This is a genomic window from Pseudoalteromonas sp. MB47, from assembly GCF_011319765.1.
GTDB lineage: Bacteria > Pseudomonadota > Gammaproteobacteria > Enterobacterales > Alteromonadaceae > Pseudoalteromonas > Pseudoalteromonas simplex.
Genome location: NZ_VFBD01000013.1, coordinates 1 through 22,181, shown reverse-complemented (window position 1 = coordinate 22,181; position 22,181 = coordinate 1). Strand labels below are relative to the sequence as shown.

18 protein-coding genes, 1 tRNA gene and 1 pseudogene are annotated in these 22,181 nt (G+C 41.0%); 7 read left to right on the top strand and 13 right to left on the bottom strand.

Features of this window, described 5'->3' with window-relative positions; genetic code table 11:
- Positions 1 to 29: 29 nt before the first annotated feature.
- From nth to IMPJCBKJ_RS07805, 4 genes are read left to right on the top strand one after another with little or no spacing between them, the layout of a single operon-like run.
- Positions 30 to 692, top strand: coding sequence for an endonuclease III (gene nth / locus IMPJCBKJ_RS07820; protein WP_166339688.1), 663 nt, complete (start codon positions 30 to 32; stop codon positions 690 to 692).
- A 3-nt stretch (positions 693 to 695) separates the two neighbouring features.
- Positions 696 to 3,185, top strand: coding sequence for a BsuBI/PstI family type II restriction endonuclease (locus tag IMPJCBKJ_RS07815; protein ID WP_166339686.1), 2,490 nt, complete (start codon positions 696 to 698; stop codon positions 3,183 to 3,185).
- 22 nt (positions 3,186 to 3,207) lie between these two features.
- Positions 3,208 to 4,308, top strand: coding sequence for a DUF262 domain-containing protein (locus IMPJCBKJ_RS07810; RefSeq protein ID WP_166339684.1), 1,101 nt, complete (start codon positions 3,208 to 3,210; stop codon positions 4,306 to 4,308).
- 5 nt (positions 4,309 to 4,313) lie between these two features.
- Positions 4,314 to 5,057 carry an MAE_28990/MAE_18760 family HEPN-like nuclease gene (locus tag IMPJCBKJ_RS07805; protein WP_166339682.1) on the top strand — a complete coding sequence of 248 codons (744 nt, stop codon included), beginning with the start codon at positions 4,314 to 4,316 and terminating at the stop codon, positions 5,055 to 5,057.
- A gap of 41 nt (positions 5,058 to 5,098) precedes the next feature.
- On the opposite strand, the gene IMPJCBKJ_RS07800 is transcribed toward IMPJCBKJ_RS07805, so the two are convergent.
- The 4 genes from IMPJCBKJ_RS07800 to IMPJCBKJ_RS07785 all read right to left on the bottom strand — a co-directional run bounded on the left by IMPJCBKJ_RS07800 (position 5,099) and on the right by IMPJCBKJ_RS07785 (position 9,764).
- A complete protein-coding gene (locus IMPJCBKJ_RS07800) occupies positions 5,099 to 5,677 on the bottom strand; it encodes a recombinase family protein (RefSeq protein ID WP_166339680.1) in 579 nt (192 codons plus the stop codon).
- Between the two features lie 140 nt (positions 5,678 to 5,817).
- Positions 5,818 to 6,033 (bottom strand): hypothetical protein, encoded by a 216-nt coding sequence (locus tag IMPJCBKJ_RS07795; RefSeq protein ID WP_166339678.1) that lies wholly within the window; start codon positions 6,031 to 6,033, stop codon positions 5,818 to 5,820.
- Between the two features lie 924 nt (positions 6,034 to 6,957).
- Entirely contained in the window at positions 6,958 to 7,812 is an 855-nt protein-coding gene (locus IMPJCBKJ_RS07790; RefSeq protein WP_166339676.1) for an inovirus-type Gp2 protein, read from the bottom strand.
- A 287-nt stretch (positions 7,813 to 8,099) separates the two neighbouring features.
- Positions 8,100 to 9,764, bottom strand: a complete 1,665-nt coding sequence (locus IMPJCBKJ_RS07785; RefSeq protein WP_166339674.1) for a recombinase family protein — start codon at positions 9,762 to 9,764, stop codon at positions 8,100 to 8,102.
- 72 nt (positions 9,765 to 9,836) lie between these two features.
- Here IMPJCBKJ_RS07785 and IMPJCBKJ_RS07780 point away from each other — a divergent pair.
- Positions 9,837 to 10,085, top strand: a pseudogene (locus IMPJCBKJ_RS07780) (endonuclease III); the annotation flags it as partial.
- 23 nt (positions 10,086 to 10,108) lie between these two features.
- On the opposite strand, the gene IMPJCBKJ_RS07775 reads toward IMPJCBKJ_RS07780, so the two are convergent.
- The 3 genes from IMPJCBKJ_RS07775 to IMPJCBKJ_RS07765 all read right to left on the bottom strand — a co-directional run bounded on the left by IMPJCBKJ_RS07775 (position 10,109) and on the right by IMPJCBKJ_RS07765 (position 12,358).
- Positions 10,109 to 10,405, bottom strand: a complete 297-nt coding sequence (locus IMPJCBKJ_RS07775) for a type II toxin-antitoxin system RelE/ParE family toxin (protein WP_166339672.1) — start codon at positions 10,403 to 10,405, stop codon at positions 10,109 to 10,111.
- 5 nt (positions 10,406 to 10,410) lie between these two features.
- Positions 10,411 to 10,635, bottom strand: a complete 225-nt coding sequence (locus IMPJCBKJ_RS07770) for a type II toxin-antitoxin system ParD family antitoxin (protein ID WP_054553697.1) — start codon at positions 10,633 to 10,635, stop codon at positions 10,411 to 10,413.
- A 187-nt stretch (positions 10,636 to 10,822) separates the two neighbouring features.
- Positions 10,823 to 12,358, bottom strand: a complete 1,536-nt coding sequence (locus IMPJCBKJ_RS07765; RefSeq protein ID WP_166339670.1) for a serine carboxypeptidase — start codon at positions 12,356 to 12,358, stop codon at positions 10,823 to 10,825.
- A 253-nt stretch (positions 12,359 to 12,611) separates the two neighbouring features.
- Between IMPJCBKJ_RS07765 and IMPJCBKJ_RS07760 the strand changes: the two genes are divergently transcribed.
- Both IMPJCBKJ_RS07760 and gloA read left to right on the top strand, forming a co-directional pair.
- On the top strand, positions 12,612 to 14,519 hold the full coding sequence (locus tag IMPJCBKJ_RS07760; protein ID WP_166339668.1) for an aminotransferase class V-fold PLP-dependent enzyme: 1,908 nt from the start codon (positions 12,612 to 12,614) through the stop codon (positions 14,517 to 14,519).
- Between the two features lie 219 nt (positions 14,520 to 14,738).
- On the top strand, positions 14,739 to 15,137 hold the full coding sequence (gene gloA / locus IMPJCBKJ_RS07755; protein WP_062567031.1) for a lactoylglutathione lyase: 399 nt from the start codon (positions 14,739 to 14,741) through the stop codon (positions 15,135 to 15,137).
- Between the two features lie 10 nt (positions 15,138 to 15,147).
- Here gloA and IMPJCBKJ_RS07750 read toward each other — a convergent pair whose 3' ends face one another.
- From IMPJCBKJ_RS07750 to IMPJCBKJ_RS07725, 6 genes are all read right to left on the bottom strand, one after another.
- The gene (locus IMPJCBKJ_RS07750) at positions 15,148 to 17,385 is read right to left on the bottom strand and encodes an ATP-binding protein (protein WP_166339666.1); all 2,238 of its coding nucleotides are present in this window, start codon (positions 17,383 to 17,385) and stop codon (positions 15,148 to 15,150) included.
- Positions 17,382 to 18,512, bottom strand: coding sequence for an extracellular solute-binding protein (locus IMPJCBKJ_RS07745; protein WP_166339664.1), 1,131 nt, complete (start codon positions 18,510 to 18,512; stop codon positions 17,382 to 17,384). The genes IMPJCBKJ_RS07750 and IMPJCBKJ_RS07745 overlap by 4 nt, the downstream gene beginning before the upstream one ends.
- Positions 18,513 to 18,613: 101 nt before the next feature.
- On the bottom strand, positions 18,614 to 19,762 hold the full coding sequence (locus tag IMPJCBKJ_RS07740; RefSeq protein ID WP_166339746.1) for an ABC transporter permease: 1,149 nt from the start codon (positions 19,760 to 19,762) through the stop codon (positions 18,614 to 18,616).
- A gap of 2 nt (positions 19,763 to 19,764) precedes the next feature.
- Positions 19,765 to 20,691, bottom strand: coding sequence for an ABC transporter ATP-binding protein (locus IMPJCBKJ_RS07735; protein ID WP_166339662.1), 927 nt, complete (start codon positions 20,689 to 20,691; stop codon positions 19,765 to 19,767).
- On the bottom strand, positions 20,688 to 21,635 hold the full coding sequence (locus tag IMPJCBKJ_RS07730) for an HlyD family efflux transporter periplasmic adaptor subunit (RefSeq protein ID WP_166339660.1): 948 nt from the start codon (positions 21,633 to 21,635) through the stop codon (positions 20,688 to 20,690). Before IMPJCBKJ_RS07730 ends, IMPJCBKJ_RS07735 begins: the two co-directional genes overlap by 4 nt.
- Before the next feature lie 219 nt (positions 21,636 to 21,854).
- Positions 21,855 to 21,930, bottom strand: a tRNA-Glu gene (locus tag IMPJCBKJ_RS07725).
- Positions 21,931 to 22,181: the final 251 nt, after the last annotated feature.

Here is a 22,181-nt window from a genome sequence, read left to right as displayed (position 1 = left end):
CGCACCGTCACTGCGTGCTTTACGCCACCATGAATAAAGAAAAACGCTATGAGATCTTATCTCGTCTACGTGAGCAAAACCCGCACCCAGAAACAGAGCTTGAATATTCAAGCCCGTTTGAGTTATTAGTTGCGGTTACCTTATCAGCACAAGCTACAGATGTGGGTGTTAATAAAGCAACCCGTAAGCTATTCCCTGTTGCTAACACGCCTCAAGCGATTCTTGATTTAGGCCTTGAAGGCCTTCGTGATTACATCAAGACCATTGGTTTGTTTAATTCTAAAGCCAATAATGTCTATAAAATGTGTGAGATTCTGGTCAATAAACATAACTCAGAAGTACCAGAGAATCGTGAAGCGCTCGAAGCATTACCGGGGGTTGGCAGAAAGACCGCGAATGTTGTTTTAAACTGTGCCTTTGGCTGGCTAAAAGATAATGAAGGTAAATATTTTTTAGCAGTAGATACTCACATTCAACGTCTTGCCAACCGTACTGGTTACGCTAAGGGAAAAACTGTTGAGCAGACCGAGCAAGATATTATAAAAAAAACACCTAATAAAACTGAGTTCATGTATAACTTACATCACTGGTTTATTCTTCATGGGCGCTACGTGTGCACTGCTCGCAAACCTAAATGTGGCTCATGCATAATTGAAGATCTTTGTGAATTTAAAGAAAAGACAGAAGGTTAAAACTTGAAGACATTAACAAGCGCTGATGAAATTAGGCTCAAGGCAAACTCAGTCTTAGATCCAAAAACTAAAAGTAGCTTAGGGCAGTTTTTTACTGGCGCTCCCATATGCCTTTTTATGGCATCGCTCTTTGATGAAATTGAAGGTAATGTTGAGTTACTAGATCCTGGATGTGGCCCAGGTTCTCTAACTGCCGCTTTCACTGATGAAGCTATAGCCAGAAAAAAACTTGAGTCACTAGCTCTGCATGCATTCGATGTAGAAGAACGTATATCGCCATTCGCTAGCGAAACCCTCTCAATTTGCGAATCTAAAGCTTCCTGTGAAGGTATAGACGTAAACGCATCGTTTACCCTTACAGATTACATTATAGCCTCAGGGGAAAGCTCAGGGCTTTTTTGTGGTGGTGCTAAGTATACACATTGCATCATGAACCCTCCTTATAAAAAAATCTCAGCAAAGAGTGAGCACAGGCTAGCCCTGAGAGCTGCGGATATCGAAACTGTAAATCTATATACAGGATTCGTTGCTTTAGCGATTCAACAGCTAGTGGAAGGTGGAGAGCTCGTTGCGATAATACCTCGTTCGTTCTGTAATGGTCCATATTACCAACCATTCCGTGAGTTATTGTTAAGGGAAACAGCTATCAAACATATCCATATCTTTGATAGCAGAAGTAAAGCCTTTAGCGAAGATGATGTGTTACAGGAAAACATAATAATTCACCTAGTAAAAGGCCAACAGCAAGGTGATGTAACGATAACATCTAGTCCTGTAGCTGACTTCTGCATTGACGAAGAAACAGGCACTGTAACAGCATCTGACATGACCACTCGCACTGTTGCCTTCGAACGTATCGTTCACCCCAACGACAATGACAAATTCATTCACATAGCAGCAAGCGAACGAGACCAAGCCATTATTGACCGCTTATCTATGTTTACGTCTTCTTTAAGTGACCTCAAGATCCAGGTAAGTACTGGACCTGTTGTAGACTTTAGACTAAAAAGTGATCTTAGGCAGGAACTTGTAGAAGGAGCAGTGCCTCTGATATACCCAATTCACCTCAACGGGGGTGTGGCTTGGCCAAAAGATTCCAAAAAGCCCAATGCAATAGCTGTATCAGAAAACTCTAGATCTTGGCTCTGGAAGCACGAAGGTTACTTCGTCATCGTGCGACGTTTTAGTTCAAAAGAAGAAAAGCGTCGAATTGTTGCAACCCCTTACGATTCATCACTTCCAGGTGAGCTAATTGGGTTTGAGAACAAATTAAACGTCTTCCATGTACGAAAGTCAGGCCTAGAAAAGGAGCTTGCCCTAGGACTGTACGTTTACTTGAACTCTACTTTACTTGACAAATATTACCGACTCTTTGGTGGGCACACGCAAGTGAACGCTACAGATTTACGGAATATTCATTACCCGTCAATTGAGTCACTAACGCGTATTGGCTCACAACTAGACACTACAAACCTTTCTCAAAAACAGATAGACGAACTACTCGACAGGGAATTCTTTGAAATGACAGGCACCGATAGTAACAACCCGCTTAAAACACAAGAAAAAATCGACCAAGCAATTGAAATCATTACATTGCTTGGTATGCCTCGTGCTCAACAAAATGAACGCTCCGCATTAACTTTCCTAGCTCTTTTAAACCTTCATCCAGAGGGGTCTTGGCAGGAGCTAGAAAAGCCAATGTTAGGCGTAACGCCTATTATGGATTGGGCCAAAGATGTTTATGGAAAAGAATATGCTCCAAATACACGTGAAACCTTCCGTAGACAAACTCTACATCAATTTGTTGATGGCGGCATAGCATTGTACAACCCTGATAAACCTGACCGCCCTGTTAACTCTCCGAAAGCCTGCTATCAGATTGCCCCTGAATTGTTCGACGTTCTCAGCACTTTCGGTACCCAAGAATGGGAGCAGTCTATCAAGGATTGGCTATCTGTACGACAGACATTAGCTGCTCAATACGCTGCTGAGCGAGAAATGCAAATGATCCCATTGACGTTAGATGATGGCACCGAAATAAGACTAAGTCCAGGAGAGCACAGTCAGCTTATTCATGACATTGTGACAGAATTTGGTCCTCGTTTTGCCCCTGGTTCAGAAGTTATCTATTTAGGTGATACAGGAGCAAAAGAGGACTTTTTCAGAAAGGAGCGATTAGCTGAGCTAGGTGTAACAGTTGACAGAAAAGGCAAACTTCCTGATGTCGTTTTATATTGGCCAGATAAAGATTGGCTGTTACTCATTGAGTCTGTTACCAGTCATGGCCCCGTTGATGGTAAACGTCATAATGAGCTTAGAGTCTTATTCCAAGACTCTAAGCCTGGCAAGGTATACGTAACCGCATTCCCGAATCGTAAAGCTATGGGTAAATACCTTGCAGAGCTAAGCTGGGAAACCGAGGTATGGGTTGCAGAAGCCCCTACTCACATGATCCACTTTAACGGTGACCGCTTCTTAGGGCCTCACGAATAAATTCTCAGGATTAAGGACTGTTATGACTAACATCGAACAAGTACAAGAAAAGATTGCCGAGGAAGTTTCAGTTGCAAGGCAAACGATAAAAACCGACGATTACTCAATGTCTATTGGTGAACTTATTAATCTGTACAGAGACAAGGAGATTACTCTCGACCCAGCCTTTCAAAGGCTTTTCCGCTGGACAGACGAACAGAAAACTAAACTTATAGAGTCAATATTGATTGGCATTCCTATTCCTGAAATCTTTGTTGCTCAAAAAGCGGATGGTACTTGGCATGTAGTCGATGGAGTACAACGCTTATCAACCATATTCCAGCTAACTGGAGTACTACGAGATTCTGAACCTTTAACGTTAACGTTGTGCAAGTATATTCCGTCCTTAGAAGGGAGAGTGTGGGACGACCTACCTGTGTCAACTCAACGAGAGTTCAAGAAGTCGAAGATTAAAGTAAACATAATCCTCACTGAAAATAGCGACGAAGCTCAATATGAGCTCTTCCAGAGGCTTAATACTGGCGGAACAGAGCTATCACCACAAGAAGTGAGAAACTGTTTGATGCTAATGATTAAGCCTCCATTCTATGACAAAGTGAATGAGCTTAAAACGTACCCTAACTTCCTAGAATGTATTAAGCCACTCAAAGAACACTACCTTGAGAAGGAGTACCATATGGAACTAATTCTTAGAATGTTGATAGGGTTTGACGGTGATACGAATTTTCATGACTATGAGCCAATTAGCAAAACTGTAATCGGCGATTTTATAGACAAAGAAACTATTAGATTAATGAATACTAATACCATGGAACAATTCGAAGGTGTGTTCAAGAGAACCTTTGACAAATTGAGTCCAGCATTAGCTGAATCATCATTTAAAAAGTATGACGCCCAAAGAGGTGAATTCTCGGGGCCTTTTAATGTTAGTGCCTTCGAAATGGTTACAAGTGGCATTGCTGGAAATATAGACAACATTGAAGATGTTGGTAACGCGCAGCTTGTTGAAAAAATAAAACAGCTATACGCTGCACCTGAGGTAATTGAGGGACTTGACCGTGGTGTGAAACCTATCAAGCGCTTTAGAGACTTAACAGCATTCTCCAAGAATTTCTTTGAGTAGGCACTATGAGTTCAGAAGACTTTATTGCTATGCTTGAGGCAGATTTAGGTTGGAGGAAAAAAGAGGTTGCCAACCTTTTGCTAATGGAGACTGAACAGAATCAGCTCTTAATTATCAAGTCAACAGTGTTGTTACTTTACTCACACTGGGAAGGCTTCGTTAAGAACGCAACCAAAGCTTACCTCGAGCATATATCGGATATGAGAGTAGATATTGGAGCTCTTACAGATAACTTTAAAGCTATCTCTCTAAAAGGGCTAATTGGTCAAGTCGATAAGTCGCATGAAAGTCTAACTATGGTTAACGAGCTGAACCTTATAAACAAACTTCAAAATAACCTTAACAGAAAATTTTCATTACCCAGAGGTTTCTCTCGCCACGAACGAGATAAGACAATCGTCAACACCAAGGATAACTTGAGTCTAAAAGTGTTTAAGTCAATACTTAATATTGTTGGTATTGACTATGCTGGGAGCTTAGATACTAAGAGCGTGTTTATTGACGAGAAGCTACTTGAGAATCGCAATAAGGTTGCTCACGGTAATAGAATTGAGCAGATAGATGCTGAATTTAACTTGGATCTAATTGAGTTGAAAAAGCTTAAAGATCTAGTTTTCTTCTTGATGAGCGCATTAGTCGACGACTTGATTTACTATGCAGAGCAAGAGCTCTACTTTTCTGAAAATGAAGATAAAATGAAGTCTTATCTACAGCAAAGGGCTAAAGAAATAGAAGGCTACCTACCCTAAAGTAGGGTAGGTAGCTCCTTCTAGGCGTAATTGTACTAAAATTATTTTTTCCTGAATTCAGCTTGCAGGCGTTTTACAGACGAAACCGAAATACCAAGTAGTTTAGCCACTTCAATAAGTGAGTGACTTTTTCTCAACTCTGCTACTTTTGATGGCGTAGCCTTAGGTGGCCTGCCACAAGGCCTTCCTTCTGCCTTTGCCCTTGCCAGCCCTTCTTTCACACGTTCCCGAATTCTGCTCCGCTCAAACTCTGCAAAAGCACTAAACATTTGAAGCATTAGCTTTCCTTCGGCTGTGGATAAGTCCCTTGTTGGCAAATCTAAGCAGTGAACTTTAACCCCTTTATTTATCAACATTTCAATCGTATTCTGGACATCTATATTGTCCCTACCCAACCTATCAAGCTTCAAGACTACGAGCGTATCTCCATCATAAAGCTTGTGCTCGTATAGGTTACGAAACTCTTGGCGCTCCATAGCAGTCACGGCTCCAGACACATTCTCGCTTACTACAAAGTTATCGTTTACTTCATAGCCGTGATTTTTGAATGCAAGTACTTGGTTACTAACTGTCTGTTCTGTAGTCGAAACGCGACAATAAAAAAATGTTCTTTGGCTCATATCTCAAACCCATAGCTCAAAACCCCCATACAATATCAGGCCTGGCTCAAAATCCAACCCCCCTCCTTTTGGGCCCCCTATTGGCTAGCTCAATTTGATAGGCCCAAAACCATTAGTTTTTAGGCCAGCTAGCTCATCAATCAACTAGTCTTCGTATCATGATTTTTAAAGTCATCCTTGGTAAAAGCTGTAAACCGACTACAGAACTGCTCAATAACTTGAGCCGTCATCGCTTGAAATACCGCAGTGCTGACTAGTTCGCCTTGCTCTAGAACGTTTCCTTCAACATCTATGAGTGCAAGTTGCAGGCCTTCCTGTAGGATTAAACCTTGGTTAGTAGCGTCAATTGGGATCATAAAATTCTCATGCCTCAGTCATATAAGCAAACACCTCTACGCGATGTCTGTTAGTTGTTCATCAATAAGTAAATTGATGGGACACTCCATCAGGTATCGGACCGAAGCGAATGTAAAATTAGCTGCTCGGATTTTCATATATGACTGGCTTTAGGTTTGCACGAGCGAAGGGGCCAATTATCGGGCAATGTCTGATGGGCTCACCTAAAGACATACGCATACTAAAGCCAAAAATCTTATGCTGCAACACTTTTCGCTATAGAAACAATTGGTTGCTCAACTACCATACAGTATTGTACAACGATGTGACGCAGCTAAAATCACATTGATTTGTTTAACTACACTTGGCTTCGTAAGAAATTGAATGCGCTCGCTTCCCTATAGAAGACTGCCATACGACTAAAGCTCTGTGATTATAAGGCTCCACATGAATGATTTTAAAGCCGACTACGCTAATCAAAGCAGTCTTAGCCAACTGGCAGTGATAAAAAGTGAGGCCAATCTCCCTGCGCCGCAGAGGCCTAACTTTTCGTACCGAAACACAGCTTGAACAAATGACCGAGCACCAAATAACCTTTTAATTTCTTGAGTTATCAACTACGATCCCTTTGTTCATGATTGCTCAAGTTAATACTTATACCTTATTTGGCAAGGCTTCTTCAAAAAACTCTGGTACACAAGGATTTTCAAATATCATGTCTCAATTCTCAAGCGCTACAGACATATGTATAAGGGGGTGAATTGAAAACCATAACGACTACCCCCCTAAATGATTGACCACAACTTAAAACCCACACCAATAGAGTTATAACATGGAATGGTGAGTTACTGGTCTCGCATAGAACGAAGACACAGAGCCTTTAGGCATAGCTTGAGAGGCTGGTTAGCAGACTTAAACAAACACGGGTCAAGACTACTTCAAGCCTATAAGGCTAAATGAGCGATCTCTTCTTTTAAATGCTTGAAGCTTCTGTAAGTCAGTCTATCTAGGTGTTTATCAATAGTGAAAACTTTGCCTGCGTTTAGGTGTTGTTCAATGCACCCTAACTGGAAGCCTTTCCAAGTAAGCGAACCCCGACTTTTTTCACAAGGAGGGCGAAGCTTACTAGAGTCATAACCGTTGGCATTTTTGCTTTTTCGTGTGTAGTCCTTACTCGCTTCCTTCGTTGCATACGATAAATGGTACAGAAAACTCCAATATAACGAGGGGTCTTTTCGGTCGAGTTGCCATGAAGTACCTTTAAGGTAAAATAGGGTGAAATTATAGTGACTCGCAATAGACCTTAGCTTCTGTGTTAGCTTAAATGCACTTTTCAGCTGGCTTCCATCAATTAGCAGCCATAAGTGATAATGTGGGTAGTCGCCTTTCTTAGAAAACTCCCTTGCCCACAGGAAGCCTAACCTATTAATTTTAATCGTCCTTCGTCGAGCCTTTTTCCCTTTAGCAACCCTCTCGCGCTGTCTTTCCCTGCCATAGCCTGACTTTAGGTATACCCGAAAATCCCTTATCATCTCAGACATAAGTGTATTCTTACCTTCATTGATGAGTTCCACACATCTGTCATATTGCTCACAATTAGAGGATTCCTGACTCATAAAGTTAACAGTCAGGGGGATAGCCAAAACTTTTCTGTCATGCTGCAACATTAGGTCAACTTGACGCTTGAACCTACTGAGCATTCTTTCATCGCATCCAGAACCTTCGATGACGTTTATATGCACAGGGACACCATCTACAGAGACCCAACTTTCATTCAATACTTTTCTTTTACGTACCACTACTAGACACCTATTAGGATAATAATATATACCTAGCAACAGATGTATCATTGATAATAACAATGGTATTTCGTGTAAAACTGCGCCGTAGACTAATACAGAAATGGAAACGTCCCGATTATCAGTGAATAGATAGTGACAATCTGTTGCAATAATTAAGGGCAGCATTCTTATTCAACACATCATCACAGTCAACATAAAAAGCAAAAAAAATCCTTATAAATCATCGTTGTACAACGATTTTAATCTATAAAGTGTTGTACAACGATTTGGGAGCTGTGCTCAACTTAGACACTGTTAAGGTCCATGCCTTGAACTAGCTCACCAGTCTTTAGGTGAATTCTTAGCAGTCGCTTTTGCCCGTTATGGAACTCACATGTTAAGTCAAAGTACTTACTATTATTACCACCAAAGGCATCAATAAAAGAAGACAGCCCGCCTGTATGTTCTTGTTTGATACCTACCTGTAGCGTTATTTTTTTAAAGGTATCTTTAACTAACTGACGAATTGGCATGCGCTGCTCAGGACTCAGAGTTCTCAAGTTTTTCGTTAAGCCTAACCACCTATCTGAAACTTCATCCCTCATGGTATTTCGAATTTTTACTTTTTTATTGTTTAACGATTGAAGCTGATCATTAACACTCTCTTGTTCCTTTTCCAGTGAATTCAACTTTGCCAAAATCGACTTAGGGGCTGAATTTCCTTGGGCTATGAACTGTACAAGGTTGCTTATTTCAGACTCACTCTCCTTTAGCCTTTGTAAAAGCGCAGACTCCTGTTTTGCAATAGACGCACTAACATCATCTTGCTGTAAAATGCTTCTAAGATTGACATTGTCCTGACAGAATCGAACTATCGCATTCTCTGCGTGTTCTAGAGGCACAGTTTTATTCATACCACATAAATCACTTCTTTTAGCTTCGGCGCAACCATAGCGCTTGTGGCTACTGGGAACATCCTCAAGTTCTTTACCACGCCAATTAACATGCGAGTTCACTGCATAACCACATGTTCCACACTTGAATACTTCAACACCTGAAAGAATTCCTATAAATTTCGCTTTGTGTTTTAGCCCCCCTCTACCCTTTGAGTCAATTTGTAATTGTTCAAATTCTGCTAGACTCATTAATGAAGGGTAATAACTCTCTAATGTGTAGTGATAATCATCAGAACTTATACTCAACTCGCCAATAAGGTTACGTCGTTTAACTTCTTTGTAAATATTTGCACCTGAATAATGCATGGTGCCTTCACCAAACTCTTCGTTGACTAGCTCAGCAATTTTCAAAGCGCCATAACCAGCCTTGTAGAGCTCAAGCTTTTTCAGCATGATTGCCTTCTCACGAGACTTAAACTTGAATACCTTTGCTTCATCATCCCACTTCAACCATTTAGGAGGCTTACCACAGGAAATTTTAAAGCCTCGCTTTCCTTCAAGCCAGCTCTCACACTCTTTGATTATTGTCGAACGAGCCCTTTTGGACTTAGTTTGGCTCTCTTCATTAGCCCGCATAAAAATTAACAGCATCCCTAAAAGCTCAAATGGATTACCATCGATTAGCTCCTTGTTGTACTCCTTGTTATCCATTGCCGTAATAACCGTAATTCCAGCATTGATAATTTGCGTAATGATGCTATTACACTCGGTCATAGTAGCCCTTGAGAGCCTGTCTAAGCTTTCAATTATTAAGATTGAACCGTCTGGTACCTCACCCTCATTAATTTTTCTCAGAAAGCCACCAAACACGCCTTTGGTAGCATTTTGACCTCTAAAGCTACTGACCCCTAAATCTTGAAGCGTTAGTGAACTATCAATCTCTAGGCCTTTGCGTTCTGCCACGTCCTTCGCATATTTCATCTGCCGTTTGAGTGAATGCCCTTTTGCTTGTTCTGAGGTAGAAAAGCGAATGTAGCTATACACTAAAGGTTTGGGCTGTTGGTAATTTTCCATGTTTTTCAAAGCAGTAAATTTAAGAGGTCGCGAAGTGTATACCAAACACAACAACCTAATCTACCTTTATTATCTTTTAGCTGGCCGACTATCGCTGTAGACACCCATATCTTTCGCGTTTCAAACCGCACTAAGTTTGCTATGGGTAAAGATGTGGTGGCTGTAGAACAAAAATTAGAAAAAGTGGTACCTAAAGAATTTAAGGTCGATGTACACCACTGGTTAATCCTACATGGCCGCTATGTGTGTACGGCTCGTAAACCTAAGTGCGGCAGCTGTATTATCGAAGATTTGTGTGAGTTTAAAGAAAAGACAGAGTAATTAAGTATTATTGCTGACCTGCATTAGCTTGTTAGATGTAGTTGAACCTTCATTTGTTGATGCAGAATTCTCACAATGAAAATATCGTTGGCTCTTTTTTTTAAAAAGATGTAGTGCTTTCTAAATATATACCGAGAATATCCAGGCTTGATATCGCTAACATCTTGAGCAAGGCTCGGCTCAGTAGACAAAGCCATTAGCGTTTCATGAATTCCAATTAAATAGTTTTCTGCTTGAGAAACACCGAATTCAATTTCGGTGTACTGAAAAATACGCTCCAAGTCATACTGAGCTTTATTAGAGAGAATATATTTAGCCATTCGCTTTAAGTTTTGTTTTTGGATTTGGATATAATATCTAAAACCGTTAACTCACTCTCACCACTTAGCTCACCCTCTACTAATGCCATTCTAATAGCATCTTTTTCACTCTGATTATGGCGGATCAAATCGCGGATATAATCACTTGCATTTGAGAATCGACCTGACTCAACTTGGGCATCAATCCATGAGCGCATTTCATCTGGAATAGAGATATTTAAAGTTGCCATAGTTAATTCCTATATATTTACAGTCTTTGATTATGGCAGATATTGGCAAACATTGGCAACAAATATGGTCGATATGCACCAATGGTTAATCCTTGATAGGCACTATATGTGTAACGTTCTTAACCTTTTCTATCACACCCTTTGCGCATTGTGCCTAACACAGGGTTTGGCACAATGTTCCTAGTCATTATCGTGGGTTTTGGCTCACCTGCTTTTTAATAAATTCTCGCGTATCTCTTAACAGCGCCACTCTTGCTGGTTCGTGAACATACATCATGTGACCGCCGTGATAATAGTGATAGTCAATTTTATCAGCGTATATACCGTGTCTATTTAAGGTGTATTCAGCATCAAAAAATGGCGTGACAATATCGTAATAACCAGAGGCGACCATCACTTTCATTTGTGGATTGCTGCGAAGCACATAAGATAAATCTGGCGCTGTATTGACGTACCTTGGCTCCCAGCCTTGTCCATCAGGAGCTGTGCGCCAGCGCCAGTTATCTGATAACTCAGGATCGCCTGGGTTTAGGTATTTTCTTTTCCACTGTACGTTTAAATCTGTGCGCATGTATTTCATCAGTGCCGCTTTATATGCTGGCCCTATCACTTTTGACGCGTCTTGCTTAGGAGCTGCTGTTAAATCGTCTCGTTCATCAAGCTTATAACGTCCATCAAGAAAGCCTACTGCGACGCCCTCATCACGCAATAACTCTTTAGCGAATCTAAAGGCGTTAATGCGTAAATCAACCTGCTCAATATATTGTTTGCTTAGCCCTGTATAACGGTGAAGGCCGTCAACAATTTGCTTTCGGTCAGCTTTACTAAGGGCATTCCCCTTAAATAAGGCTGGTAGTAATTCATCAACTGCAAATTGTCGGCTCGCATCAATAAACGCTTCAAAATCTCCAGATGTGTCTACTTTTTTATGATACCAAGCGGTTGCAGCAAGTGTGGGTATGTAAGTGATGTAAGAAATGATGTTGTCATCAACATAAGGGCTTGAACCTTGATAGTCTAAAGCTTGTGATACAAAAATAATGCCATTTACATTAATCAGGTGTTTATCCATCAGTACTTTAGAAACCGCTGCTGCTCGAGTTGTACCATAGCTCTCTCCCAATAAAAATATTGGCGCATTCCAGCGGTTTTCTTTTGTTAGCCACTGGGCAATAAAATCAGCAATAGCAGATGCATCCTGATTCAAGCCCCAAAAGGCTTTGCTGTCAGTGTCACCTAAGGCGCGCGAGTAACCTGTACCAACAGGGTCCACAAACACCATATCAGTCACATCAAGTATCGTCTCAGGCGCATCTTTTAATTCGTAAGGAGCCAATCCAGGAGCCGTTGCATCGCTTGGTACCACGACTCGTTTCGGACCATAAGCGCCCATATGTAACCAATTAGACGATGAGCCCGGGCCACCATTCCAGATAAATGTTACGGGTCTGTTCTTGTTGTCATCTGCAGCTAGGTAATCAAACGAAAAGATAGCAGCTTTAGGCTCTTCGTTTTTGTTTAACAAATAAGTTTCACCGGCTACAGCTTGGTATTTCAGCTTTGTACCATTAAAGGTGCCTTTATGCTGGGTCACAAATTTAGTGGCTTCGGGTATCGACTTTTTATTGTTTGAATCTGAGACTTCATCTGCATTAACTGCGCTCGTACAAAACGCAAACAATGTAGAGATGACTACAGTTTTGAAATTGGCAACATACGCCATGTTTTATTCTCCCTAGCATGTTTATCTTTATTTTTATCTGTATCTGGCTTGAGTGCTTTTATCGCAGAGTGCTCAATTAACCTTTTACTTAAGCATTACTTTTACAGTAAGAACATGTAATTTCAACTATCTGCGATTAACACGAAAAAAGTATAATCAGTATCGGAACAAAAAATATCAGCGTAATCATTTCACAAGCTTCCATCCTTTCGTTATGCTGTTGAGTAATGTGAAATTTTTTATATGAGTTGCTATGTTACCTTTACTTCGTATCTTGTTAATTGAACAAGATCCTGCCACCTTAAAAGAGCTTTCAACGAACCTAGCAAAAACAATCCCTAATTTTGAACGAAGTGATGTTGATATCGACATTATCGAGTGCATAGAGCTCAAGCAGGCGTTGAAATATGTAGAGGAAGATGGCGATATTCAAGCTGTAGTACTTAGTTGGGATGTACTGAACAATGGCGAGCGCACCTATAGCCGTTTTATCGAGCAATTAAAAGGCATACGCCTAGAACTGCCTGTTTATGTTATTGGTGACGATACGAAAGGCTTGGAGATAGTTAACGAGTCAGAAGAAATTGAATCTTTCTTTTTTAAAGATGAGGTCATTTCAGACCCCGAAGCAATCTTGGGCTATATGATCAATGACTTTGATGACCGTTCAGAAACGCCATTTTGGACCGCCTACCGTCGTTATGTGGGTGAATCGAACGATTCATGGCACACACCTGGTCACAGTGGCGGTGCTAGCTTTAGAAATTCTCCGTATATTAAAGACTTTTATCAGTTTTATGGCCGTAACGTATTTGTTGGCGACCTGTCGGTTTCTGTCGACTCGCTTGGCTCATTATCAGACAGCACCAACACCATAGGCCGCTCTCAAGAATCAGCGGCGGCAACATTTGAAGTAAAACATACCTACTTTGTTACCAATGGGTCATCCACTTCAAATAAGATTATTTTGCAAACTTTACTACGTAAAGGCGATAAGGTGATCATCGACCGAAACTGCCATAAATCAGTACACTACGGCATTTTGCAATCGGCTAGTTTACCTATTTATTTATCGAGTATTTTAAATCCTAAATATGGTATCTTCGCGCCCCCTTCATTGGCTGACATTAAGCAAGCGATTGAGCAAAATAGCGATGCTAAATTACTGGTTTTAACCGGCTGTACTTACGATGGTCTGCTTAGCGATTTAAAACAAGTGGTTGAATTTGCACACCAGCACGGTATTAAAGTGTTTATCGACGAAGCGTGGTTTGCTTACTCGCTTTTCCATCCAAGTTTACGCCACTACTCAGCTATTAATGCTGGCGCAGACTATGTTACCCATTCGGCACATAAAGTGGTTTCAGCGTTCTCTCAGGCGTCTTATATTCATGTTAATGACCCTGATTTCGATGCCGATTTCTTTCGTGAGATCTACAGTATTTACGCCAGTACCTCACCAAAATATCAGCTCATTGCCTCGCTGGATGTATGCCAAAAGCAATTAGAAATGGAAGGTTATAAATTACTAAATGCCCTGCTGAATCACGTTGCTGAGTTTAAGCAGCAAATGGCATCACTGAAACATATTAAAGTGCTCGACAAACAAGATTTCATGGATATATTCCCACATTTTAGTGGCGATAACATGGGTCACGACCCGCTGAAGATCCTTATCGATATTAGTGAGTTACCGTATTCATTAAAGGATATTCATAAATTTCTATTAGATGAAATTGGCCTTGAAATCGAAAAATATACACACAGCACCATTTTAGTTTTACTGACTCTTGGCGGCACACGCTCAAAGATCATTCGCCTTTACAATGCGCTTAAGAAACTCGATAGCGGTAAAGTAAAACTTGCCACTTCAATGAGGCGCACACGCCTACCAGAGAACCTACCTGCTATAGACTTAGCCTGTATTCCTAGTGATGCATTCTATGGCGAACGTGAATCTGTGCCAATTAGCAAAAGTAACAATCGAATTTGTGCCGGATTAGTGACGCCTTATCCTCCTGGTATCCCTCTGTTAGTGCCGGGGCAACATATCACTACTGAACATATCGAATATCTTAAAGAGTTGGCGGGTCAAGGCCTGACAATTCAAGGGAGCTTTGATGGCGAAATTTATGTACTTAAAGGTAAAGTGAAAAGCTAAGCTTTCACTTATACCGCAAAAACCTCATTGTTATGCAGCAATCCCTATTCATTGCTGCATAACGTCACCGTTTTCATATTAAACGCTTTGTCTCAATGCTACTGTGCATGCAATCGAAATAACTTATAATCCATTTTTAATAATTTTAATGCGCAGCGTTGTACCATGCTGCGTTATTGAAATTGTGCGAATTTAAAGACAAGAAAGAGGATGCTTAAAATGCGCTTATTACACACAATGCTTCGCGTTGCTGATTTAGATAAATCAATTGAATTTTATACGCAGGTATTAGGTATGAAAGAGCTGCGCCGTGCAGACAACGAAGAGTACCGCTACACCCTTGCTTTTGTCGGTTATGGTGACGAAAAAGATTCGACCGTGCTTGAGCTTACTTATAACTGGGATACAGACAGTTATGATTTAGGTAATGCATACGGTCATATTGCTATCGAGTTTGATAATATTTATAAAGCCTGCGAAGACATTAAAGCTGCTGGCGGTAATGTGAGTCGTGAGCCGGGTCCTGTAAAAGGCGGCACAACTGAAATTGCATTTGTTAAAGACCCAGATGGTTATGCAATTGAGTTAATTCAGAAAAAAGATAACAACACTTTTTGATTCATACCGGCTATTTCGGCGATTGCTGAGATAGCCATTTTGCGAGTGCTTTTTCAAGTTCAGCAAAATTAATTGGCTTTGCGATATGGTCACTGATACCAATTTTTGCGCTTGTTTCGATGTCGTCTTTCATCACATTAGCACTGACTGCAATAATCGGCGTATCAAAATCTGGCCTTGCAAGTAAGTTTTCGCTGGCAGTTAATCCATCCATCACCGGCATTTGAATATCCATTAAAATCAATGCGTAGTTTTGTGTTAGGGTTTTCTCACAGGCAATTTTTCCATTTTCTGCCAATTCATAATTTAGACCTAATTGAGTTAAATACTTAGTGATAACAATTTGGTTAATCGGGTTATCTTCAGCAATTAATATTGGCTTGTCGACGGCTTTAAAATCGAACTGAGTGTCTTCATCTGATTGGTGTACTTTTGCACTAGCGTCCTGTGGGTTTAGTGATTTAAAATTAACATTAACCGTAAACTCGGAGCCTTTGCCAAGCTCACTGTCGATAGCAATAGTGCCACCCATCAAATCAATCATTCCTTTACTGATGGCAAGCCCAAGACCGGTCCCTCCATATTCACGAGTTGTGCTAGTTTGCGCCTGAACAAAAGGATTAAACAAGGCCGTTATTTTATCTTCAGCGATACCTATGCCTGTATCTTTTACCGATAACACGACGGCTGTCTGGTGTTCATCTCGGCTTTGCAGAATAAGCGAAAGAACGATCTCTCCTTGATGGGTGAACTTAACGGCGTTAGAAAGCAAGTTAATCAGCACTTGTTTAACACGTATTTCATCACATTCAACATTCAGCGATTGTAATGGGGAGACGTCAAGCCGGCAGCCAACTCCTTTGGCATCACAACTCGGTTTGAATAGTAAGATAAGGTCATGGCAAAGCGCGACTAAATCACATTGTCGCGACTCGAGCTCTATTTTATTGGCCTCTATTTTTGAAAAGTCGAGAATATCGTTAATCACGGTTAATAACACATCACTACAGTTATTAATTTGCCTTACAAACTCTGCTTGCTCTGGTGTTAGCGTGCTTTTATTGAGTAGCTGCAAAAAGCCCACAATACCATTCATTGGAGTGCGTATCTCATGGCTCATATTGGCTAAGAATTGGCTTTTAACTTGCTCAGAGCGCTCAGCGCGAAGTTTTTCTAATTGCAATGAAGTAATTTGTATATCAATGGTATCAGCCATGCTGCTGAGCGAATCTGCAATATCTTTAAACTCTTGATAATGAAAATCGTCGGTATCTTGTTTGTAATTACCCAATGCATATTCTCGGCTAAGAGTAGTAATGCGATTTAGCGGGTTATGGAGCCGTGCCGTCAACCAACGCACTAAGATAAATGAAATAATAGAGAGTCCGACAATTAACAATCCTGCCAATATGGCCGTTTGCTTTACAGCGCTGGTGTATGTGGTTTTTGCTTCATTAATTTGGAACTGTAAACTGGTTGGCTTACCTTTAAAATAAACATTACTGATTGAGGCCTGCCCCATTAATTTGCCGTTATCGCCAGCATCGCCCACGCTATATAAAATGTTACCTTGTGCTGTAATTTGTACCTGCTTACCCGCTTGATAAACCGGTTGTTCATTATGTATTGCAAGCCACTTTAACGCCTCTGATAAAGGCACAAAAGACACTAACACGCCCGTTTTAATTATTGGCTCACTGAGAGAATCTTGCTCATGTAACAACTTAGATGTAATTGCCAGTAAAGCACTTTGTTTTGCCTGCAAAGGTGCGAGTAGCTCAGTGACTTGTGGGTTATCGATAATTTGAATTGTGTTTTGCTCTGTTGATGTTTGAGCACTGTCGAGAATGCTTTTAGTGAGTTTATAGTTCAAATTTAAAGAAGTAATCGGATACCCTTCAACTATAAACCCCTGATTATCAATAACAATTGATGCGTTAATTTGTGGGTTTTGGGCAACAAACTCTTGTAACTGCACAAGCGCGAACTGTGAGTACACCACTTTATTTGGCAGCTCAGTTATCGCTTTAGTGCTACTTAGTAATTGGCTATTTTTCTCAAGCTTAAATAAGAGTTGTTCAAGACTGGCTGCATTATTTCTAGCTTGCCATTGCAAACTCGTATTTGCTTGGTCAATTGAGCTTAAATAGAAACGCCCAATCATCAAACCTGCAAGGATCAGTAGGGGAATAATAACCAGTAGTAATACACTGATAAATAAGGCGCGGCTAAAGCGTGGACTACTCATTCATCCCCTTCATTGGCAATCGAACGCTCTGCCAACCCTTGCATAAAAAGCCCCGCTTGCTCAGCAGTTAGGGCACCACTGCCATAGCGAATAAATCCTTTATTTAATACTTCCCATACGATGATCATCGATGCGGTTGAAGGCATCGCTTTTGTAAATTGCATCGCTTCAATTAAGGTTGCTAACTGTGTGCCTTGTTGTGATTTTAAACTATTTAACACCTCTGTATTGACGGGGATATCTTGAAGCTTTTGCCAAATCATTGTTTGAAATTTTTCTGCTTGAACCAATTTAGCAAATTTGATCAAATTGTCTTTATTAACGCCATTTAAGCCATCATTTGGAAATGCCAACACAAAGGTAGAGTAATAAGGCTGCATATACTCACCATTAAGTTTCGGCAATTGCTGCACAGCTAAATTATCACCAAGCGCTTGCTCATACGTTTTTAATGCCCAAGCTCCATCGATGGTGAAGGCAGCTTGCTGCGCTTTAAATGCATTATTTGAGCAAGTGTAATCGCACTGTCTATCAACCAGATTTTGTTTATTTAAATCCCAAACAAATTTGAGAGCCGATTGCATTGCTGGTGTATTAAGCTGAACATGGTTATCTACAATTAGGTCGCCATTAAAAGCCGATAAGAACGGGATAAACCAATACATTTCCATAAAACTCCATGTAACGAGTTTCACTTTTTCAGGCAATGATGATTGAATTCGGTATATATCCTGCCAATTTTCTATTGGCTCTTTAACAAACTGCTTATTATAAAAAAGTAACAGGTGATTGCCTTGAATGATGGGTATACCTAAGAGCTTGTTGTTTAGCTTTGCTGTTTCTAAGGTTCGCTTGTCTGTGGTATCAGCTATGAGTGAGTCTGGGATAACGCTGTAGTTGGCATATTTATCAAGGCCTAAATGATCAGCAGGTACAATAACAACGTCTGTAGAGGTGCTGGTACTGGTATTTTGCACCAGCCTGACTTTTAGCGCCTTTTGGTCAACTAATACAGAGTTAACCGTCAAGCCACTTTGTTCAGCAAGTGTGCTTAACAGCTCATTAAAGTGCTCATGCTTCATGGTATGGGCTAGGTTTATCGTTGCTGCATAGCAATCAAACGTCACTAGTAGCACCGCCACCCAAAATACTCGCCACACGCTTACATCGACTCAAAAAGAATTAAAATTACACTTTAGTTAAGCACATATGTCTTAAATTGCCTAGCCTAATCAAGGGTTTTCTTAAACCTAAATGCAGCCACAGCCAAGCCCAAAATTGTAAAGGCTAACAGCCAAAGTAAATCACTGCTCATGCTTATTAGATTGACACCTTTTAGCACGATTCCACGTATTAACCTCAGGTAATGCGTTGCGGGTAGGCACTCAGCAAGCCATTGCGCTGCCTTTGGCATGCCTTCATAAGGAAATACAAAACCTGATAATAATATCGAGGGTAACAGAATGAAAATTGTCATTTGCATTGCTTGAAGCTGATTTTTAGCGATGGTTGAAAGGACTAAGCCAAGCACTAAACTGGCACATATAAACGCAAAGGTTGCGACAACCAATGCGACTAAACCACCTCCAAAAGGAATATGAAACAAGAGCTTACCCATACCTAGTATAATAAATAACTGAATAAAACCAATGAAGATATAAGGCACCACTTTACCAATCATTAATTCAAGTGAGCTTAACGGTAAAGTAATTAAAAGCTCCATATTACCTCGCTCTTGCTCTTTAACAATGGCTGCAGAGGTAAACATAATCATCGTCATGGTTAAAATAACAGCAGCTAAACCTGGCACAATATTCACTGCAGAGCGTTGCTCTGGGTTATAAAATAAGGTCGTCTCAAAGGTCGGATACGTTCGATTCGCAGGCTTATCGAGAAGCTCTGCAAGCGGCATATTGCGCAGCGATTTTATGCTCGACGCGACCATTGTATCTGAGCCATCAACTAACCAATGCGCAATTGGCCGGACTAACGACTCATTACTGCCATCAGGCAAACCAAAACCAACGGTTGGGTGCTGAGCAAGTCGGTTTGCCACATCGTGGGGTATAAACAGCACAGCACGCACTTTCGCACTAGCGATTGCTGTTTGTGCCTGCTCTATACTGTCGTAATAATCTGTCACTTTAACCACATTTGTCGCCGATACTGTTTGTACTAAAATGCGACTGAGCGCAGTTTGACTATGATCGACCACTGCAACAGGGATATCTTTAACGTTGGTGTTAATAGCGTAACCAAATAGAATCAGTTGGATAAGGGGGATCATCACCACCATCGCAAAGGTCATTCTATCGCGACGTAATTGTAATAATTCTTTGCTTACAATTGCTTTTATGCGGCTTAATGAAGTCACAATACTCATTGTCGGCCCTGCCCTGTGCAGGTGACAAACACGTCTTCAAGGCTTGGACGCACACTATTTACTTGCCACGTATCCTGACAAAATGATTGCTGTTTTATGAACTCAACGGGATCTTGAACATCTTTTTTTACTAATACTCGCAGCTGTGCACCTAGCTGAGTGGCTGAAATAACATGGTCGATTGTTGCGAGCTGTTTTTTTAATTCTCTGGTTTGCGCCCCTGCGATTTCTACAACATGAGCGTGCATGTCTGTCATTAATTGCTTTGGAGAGCCATCCGCGCGTTTAATACCAGATTCTAAAATGGCTAAACGATGACAACGCTCGGCTTCATCCATGTAATGAGTGGTGACTAATATCGTGGTACCGGCATTACTTAAATCAAACAGTGTTTCCCAAAAGTCACGGCGATTTTGTGGATCGACTGCCGATGTTGGTTCATCAAGAAATAAAATTTTCGGTTTATTAATCACTGCAGCAGCTAATGCTAAGCGCTGCCGTTGGCCCCCACTCATACTTCCGGCCATTTGATCGACTCTTTGATCAAGGCCATAGGTATGGAGCAATTCGTCAATTCTTTGTTGCTTTTGCTGCTTTTTAAACGGGTAAAGCGCCGCCATGAACTTTAGGTTTTCAAGTACGGTCAAGTCACCATAAAGTGAAAACTTTTGCGTCATATAACCGAGTTGTGTTCTGAGCTTTTCAGCATCTTTTGGCAGACTCAAGCCAAGCACATTGATATCACCAGAGGTTGGCTTCAATAACCCTGTAAGCATACGGATTGCAGTCGTTTTACCACAGCCATTAGGGCCCAAAAAGCCATAAATTTGCCCTTGCTCAACGTCTAGATCAAGGTTATCAATCGCTTTTAAATCGCCAAATTGTTTTACCAAACTTTTGGCATGGATCACCGATTCAGTCATGGCATAATCACTTGAGCAGGTACGCCTGTTGGTAAATTATTTTCACTTGTGGGTAGTGTTACCTCAGCAAGATACATTAATCGCGCACGTTCTTCCTGATTAAGGGCATAAAAAGGCGTGAACGCAGGCTCTGTGGCAATCCAGGTCAGTTTACCCTGAATATCTTTATCTATGCCATCGACACGAACCGTAAGTGTCATCCCCTGATTGAGCTTGGCACGATATGGTTCAGGGATATATACGCGCGCATAAGGTGCGCTGTTTGCTTGAATAATAACGACAGGGCTGCCTTTAGTAACTCGCTCACCTACGTGCCAAGGTAAATTATCGACCCTGCCAGCACGCATCGCTTTAATTGTCAGATCTGAGAGGTATTTTTGCTGTACTTTTAGTTCTGCTTCTGCCGCCTGAACTTGCGCTTTCGCACTATTAATATCTTCAACGCGAGAACCATTTGTTAATTCATTTAAGTTCTGCTTTGCTGATTCTAAATTAGCGAAAGTCTCATCGCGTGCAGCGGTTGCACTGTCTAAGGTTTCTTGGCTTGCGAGTTTATCTTTAACTAAGGTTTTTGCACGGCGAAAATTAGCTTCGCTTTGCGTATATGCAGCATTGGCTGCTGCTACTTTGGCTGATGCGGCAGCAACTTCTTCGGGGCGAGCACCATTCAAGGTTTTTTCAAGAAATGCAGTGGCTTGAGCTAATTGAGCTTGTGCTTTAGCAACAATCGCTTGTTGTAGTTCGGCATCAAACTTTGCAATCACCTGCCCTTTTTCGACCAACTGGCCTGCTGAAACGGGTAAATCGATCAGTATTTCGTTAGTCGTTGCAGGATGGATCACACGCTCACGCTCAAGCGTTCCTAGCGCTACTCCCTCATTTGAGTCTGAGCAAGCAGTAATGACTAAAGAAATTAGTATGAGTACAACACGTTTAGCTAACATTTTAATTTCCTTATGGTTAGCTGATGAGTTGCTAGATACTATAAAGTATTAAAATGATCTGTAAAAGTGATCTATAGGAATTAAAGTTTTAGAAATATATGGAGTCTATATCGTAAAGATATATGGGGAATAAGGAATATTAAGTTGAAAAATCTTAGTTATATTTGAAATGAAATTTAAAAGATAGTCTTTCCAATACATTACTTACTTAAAGTAATGTGGCGTCCCCAAGGGGATTCGAACCCCTGTTACCGCCGTGAAAGGGCGGTGTCCTAGGCCTCTAGACGATGGGGACGCAGAAATTGGTTTGCAAATCACTGATTTGCTATTTCTGCGTAAGATGAGACCGAGCCTGCGAGGCGAATGGCCTTAGCTTAAACAGAAAGTTTCTGTGTCACTAGGACAACTGAATAGTTAAACTCGATTCAGACGAGCTTTTAATAACACAACACTTAAAGTAAGTGGCTTCAGCAAGAGATTCGTACTCTTGATAACGTCGTGCATAGATTGCGCGGTGTTCACCGCCCCACTACACATAACCTACTT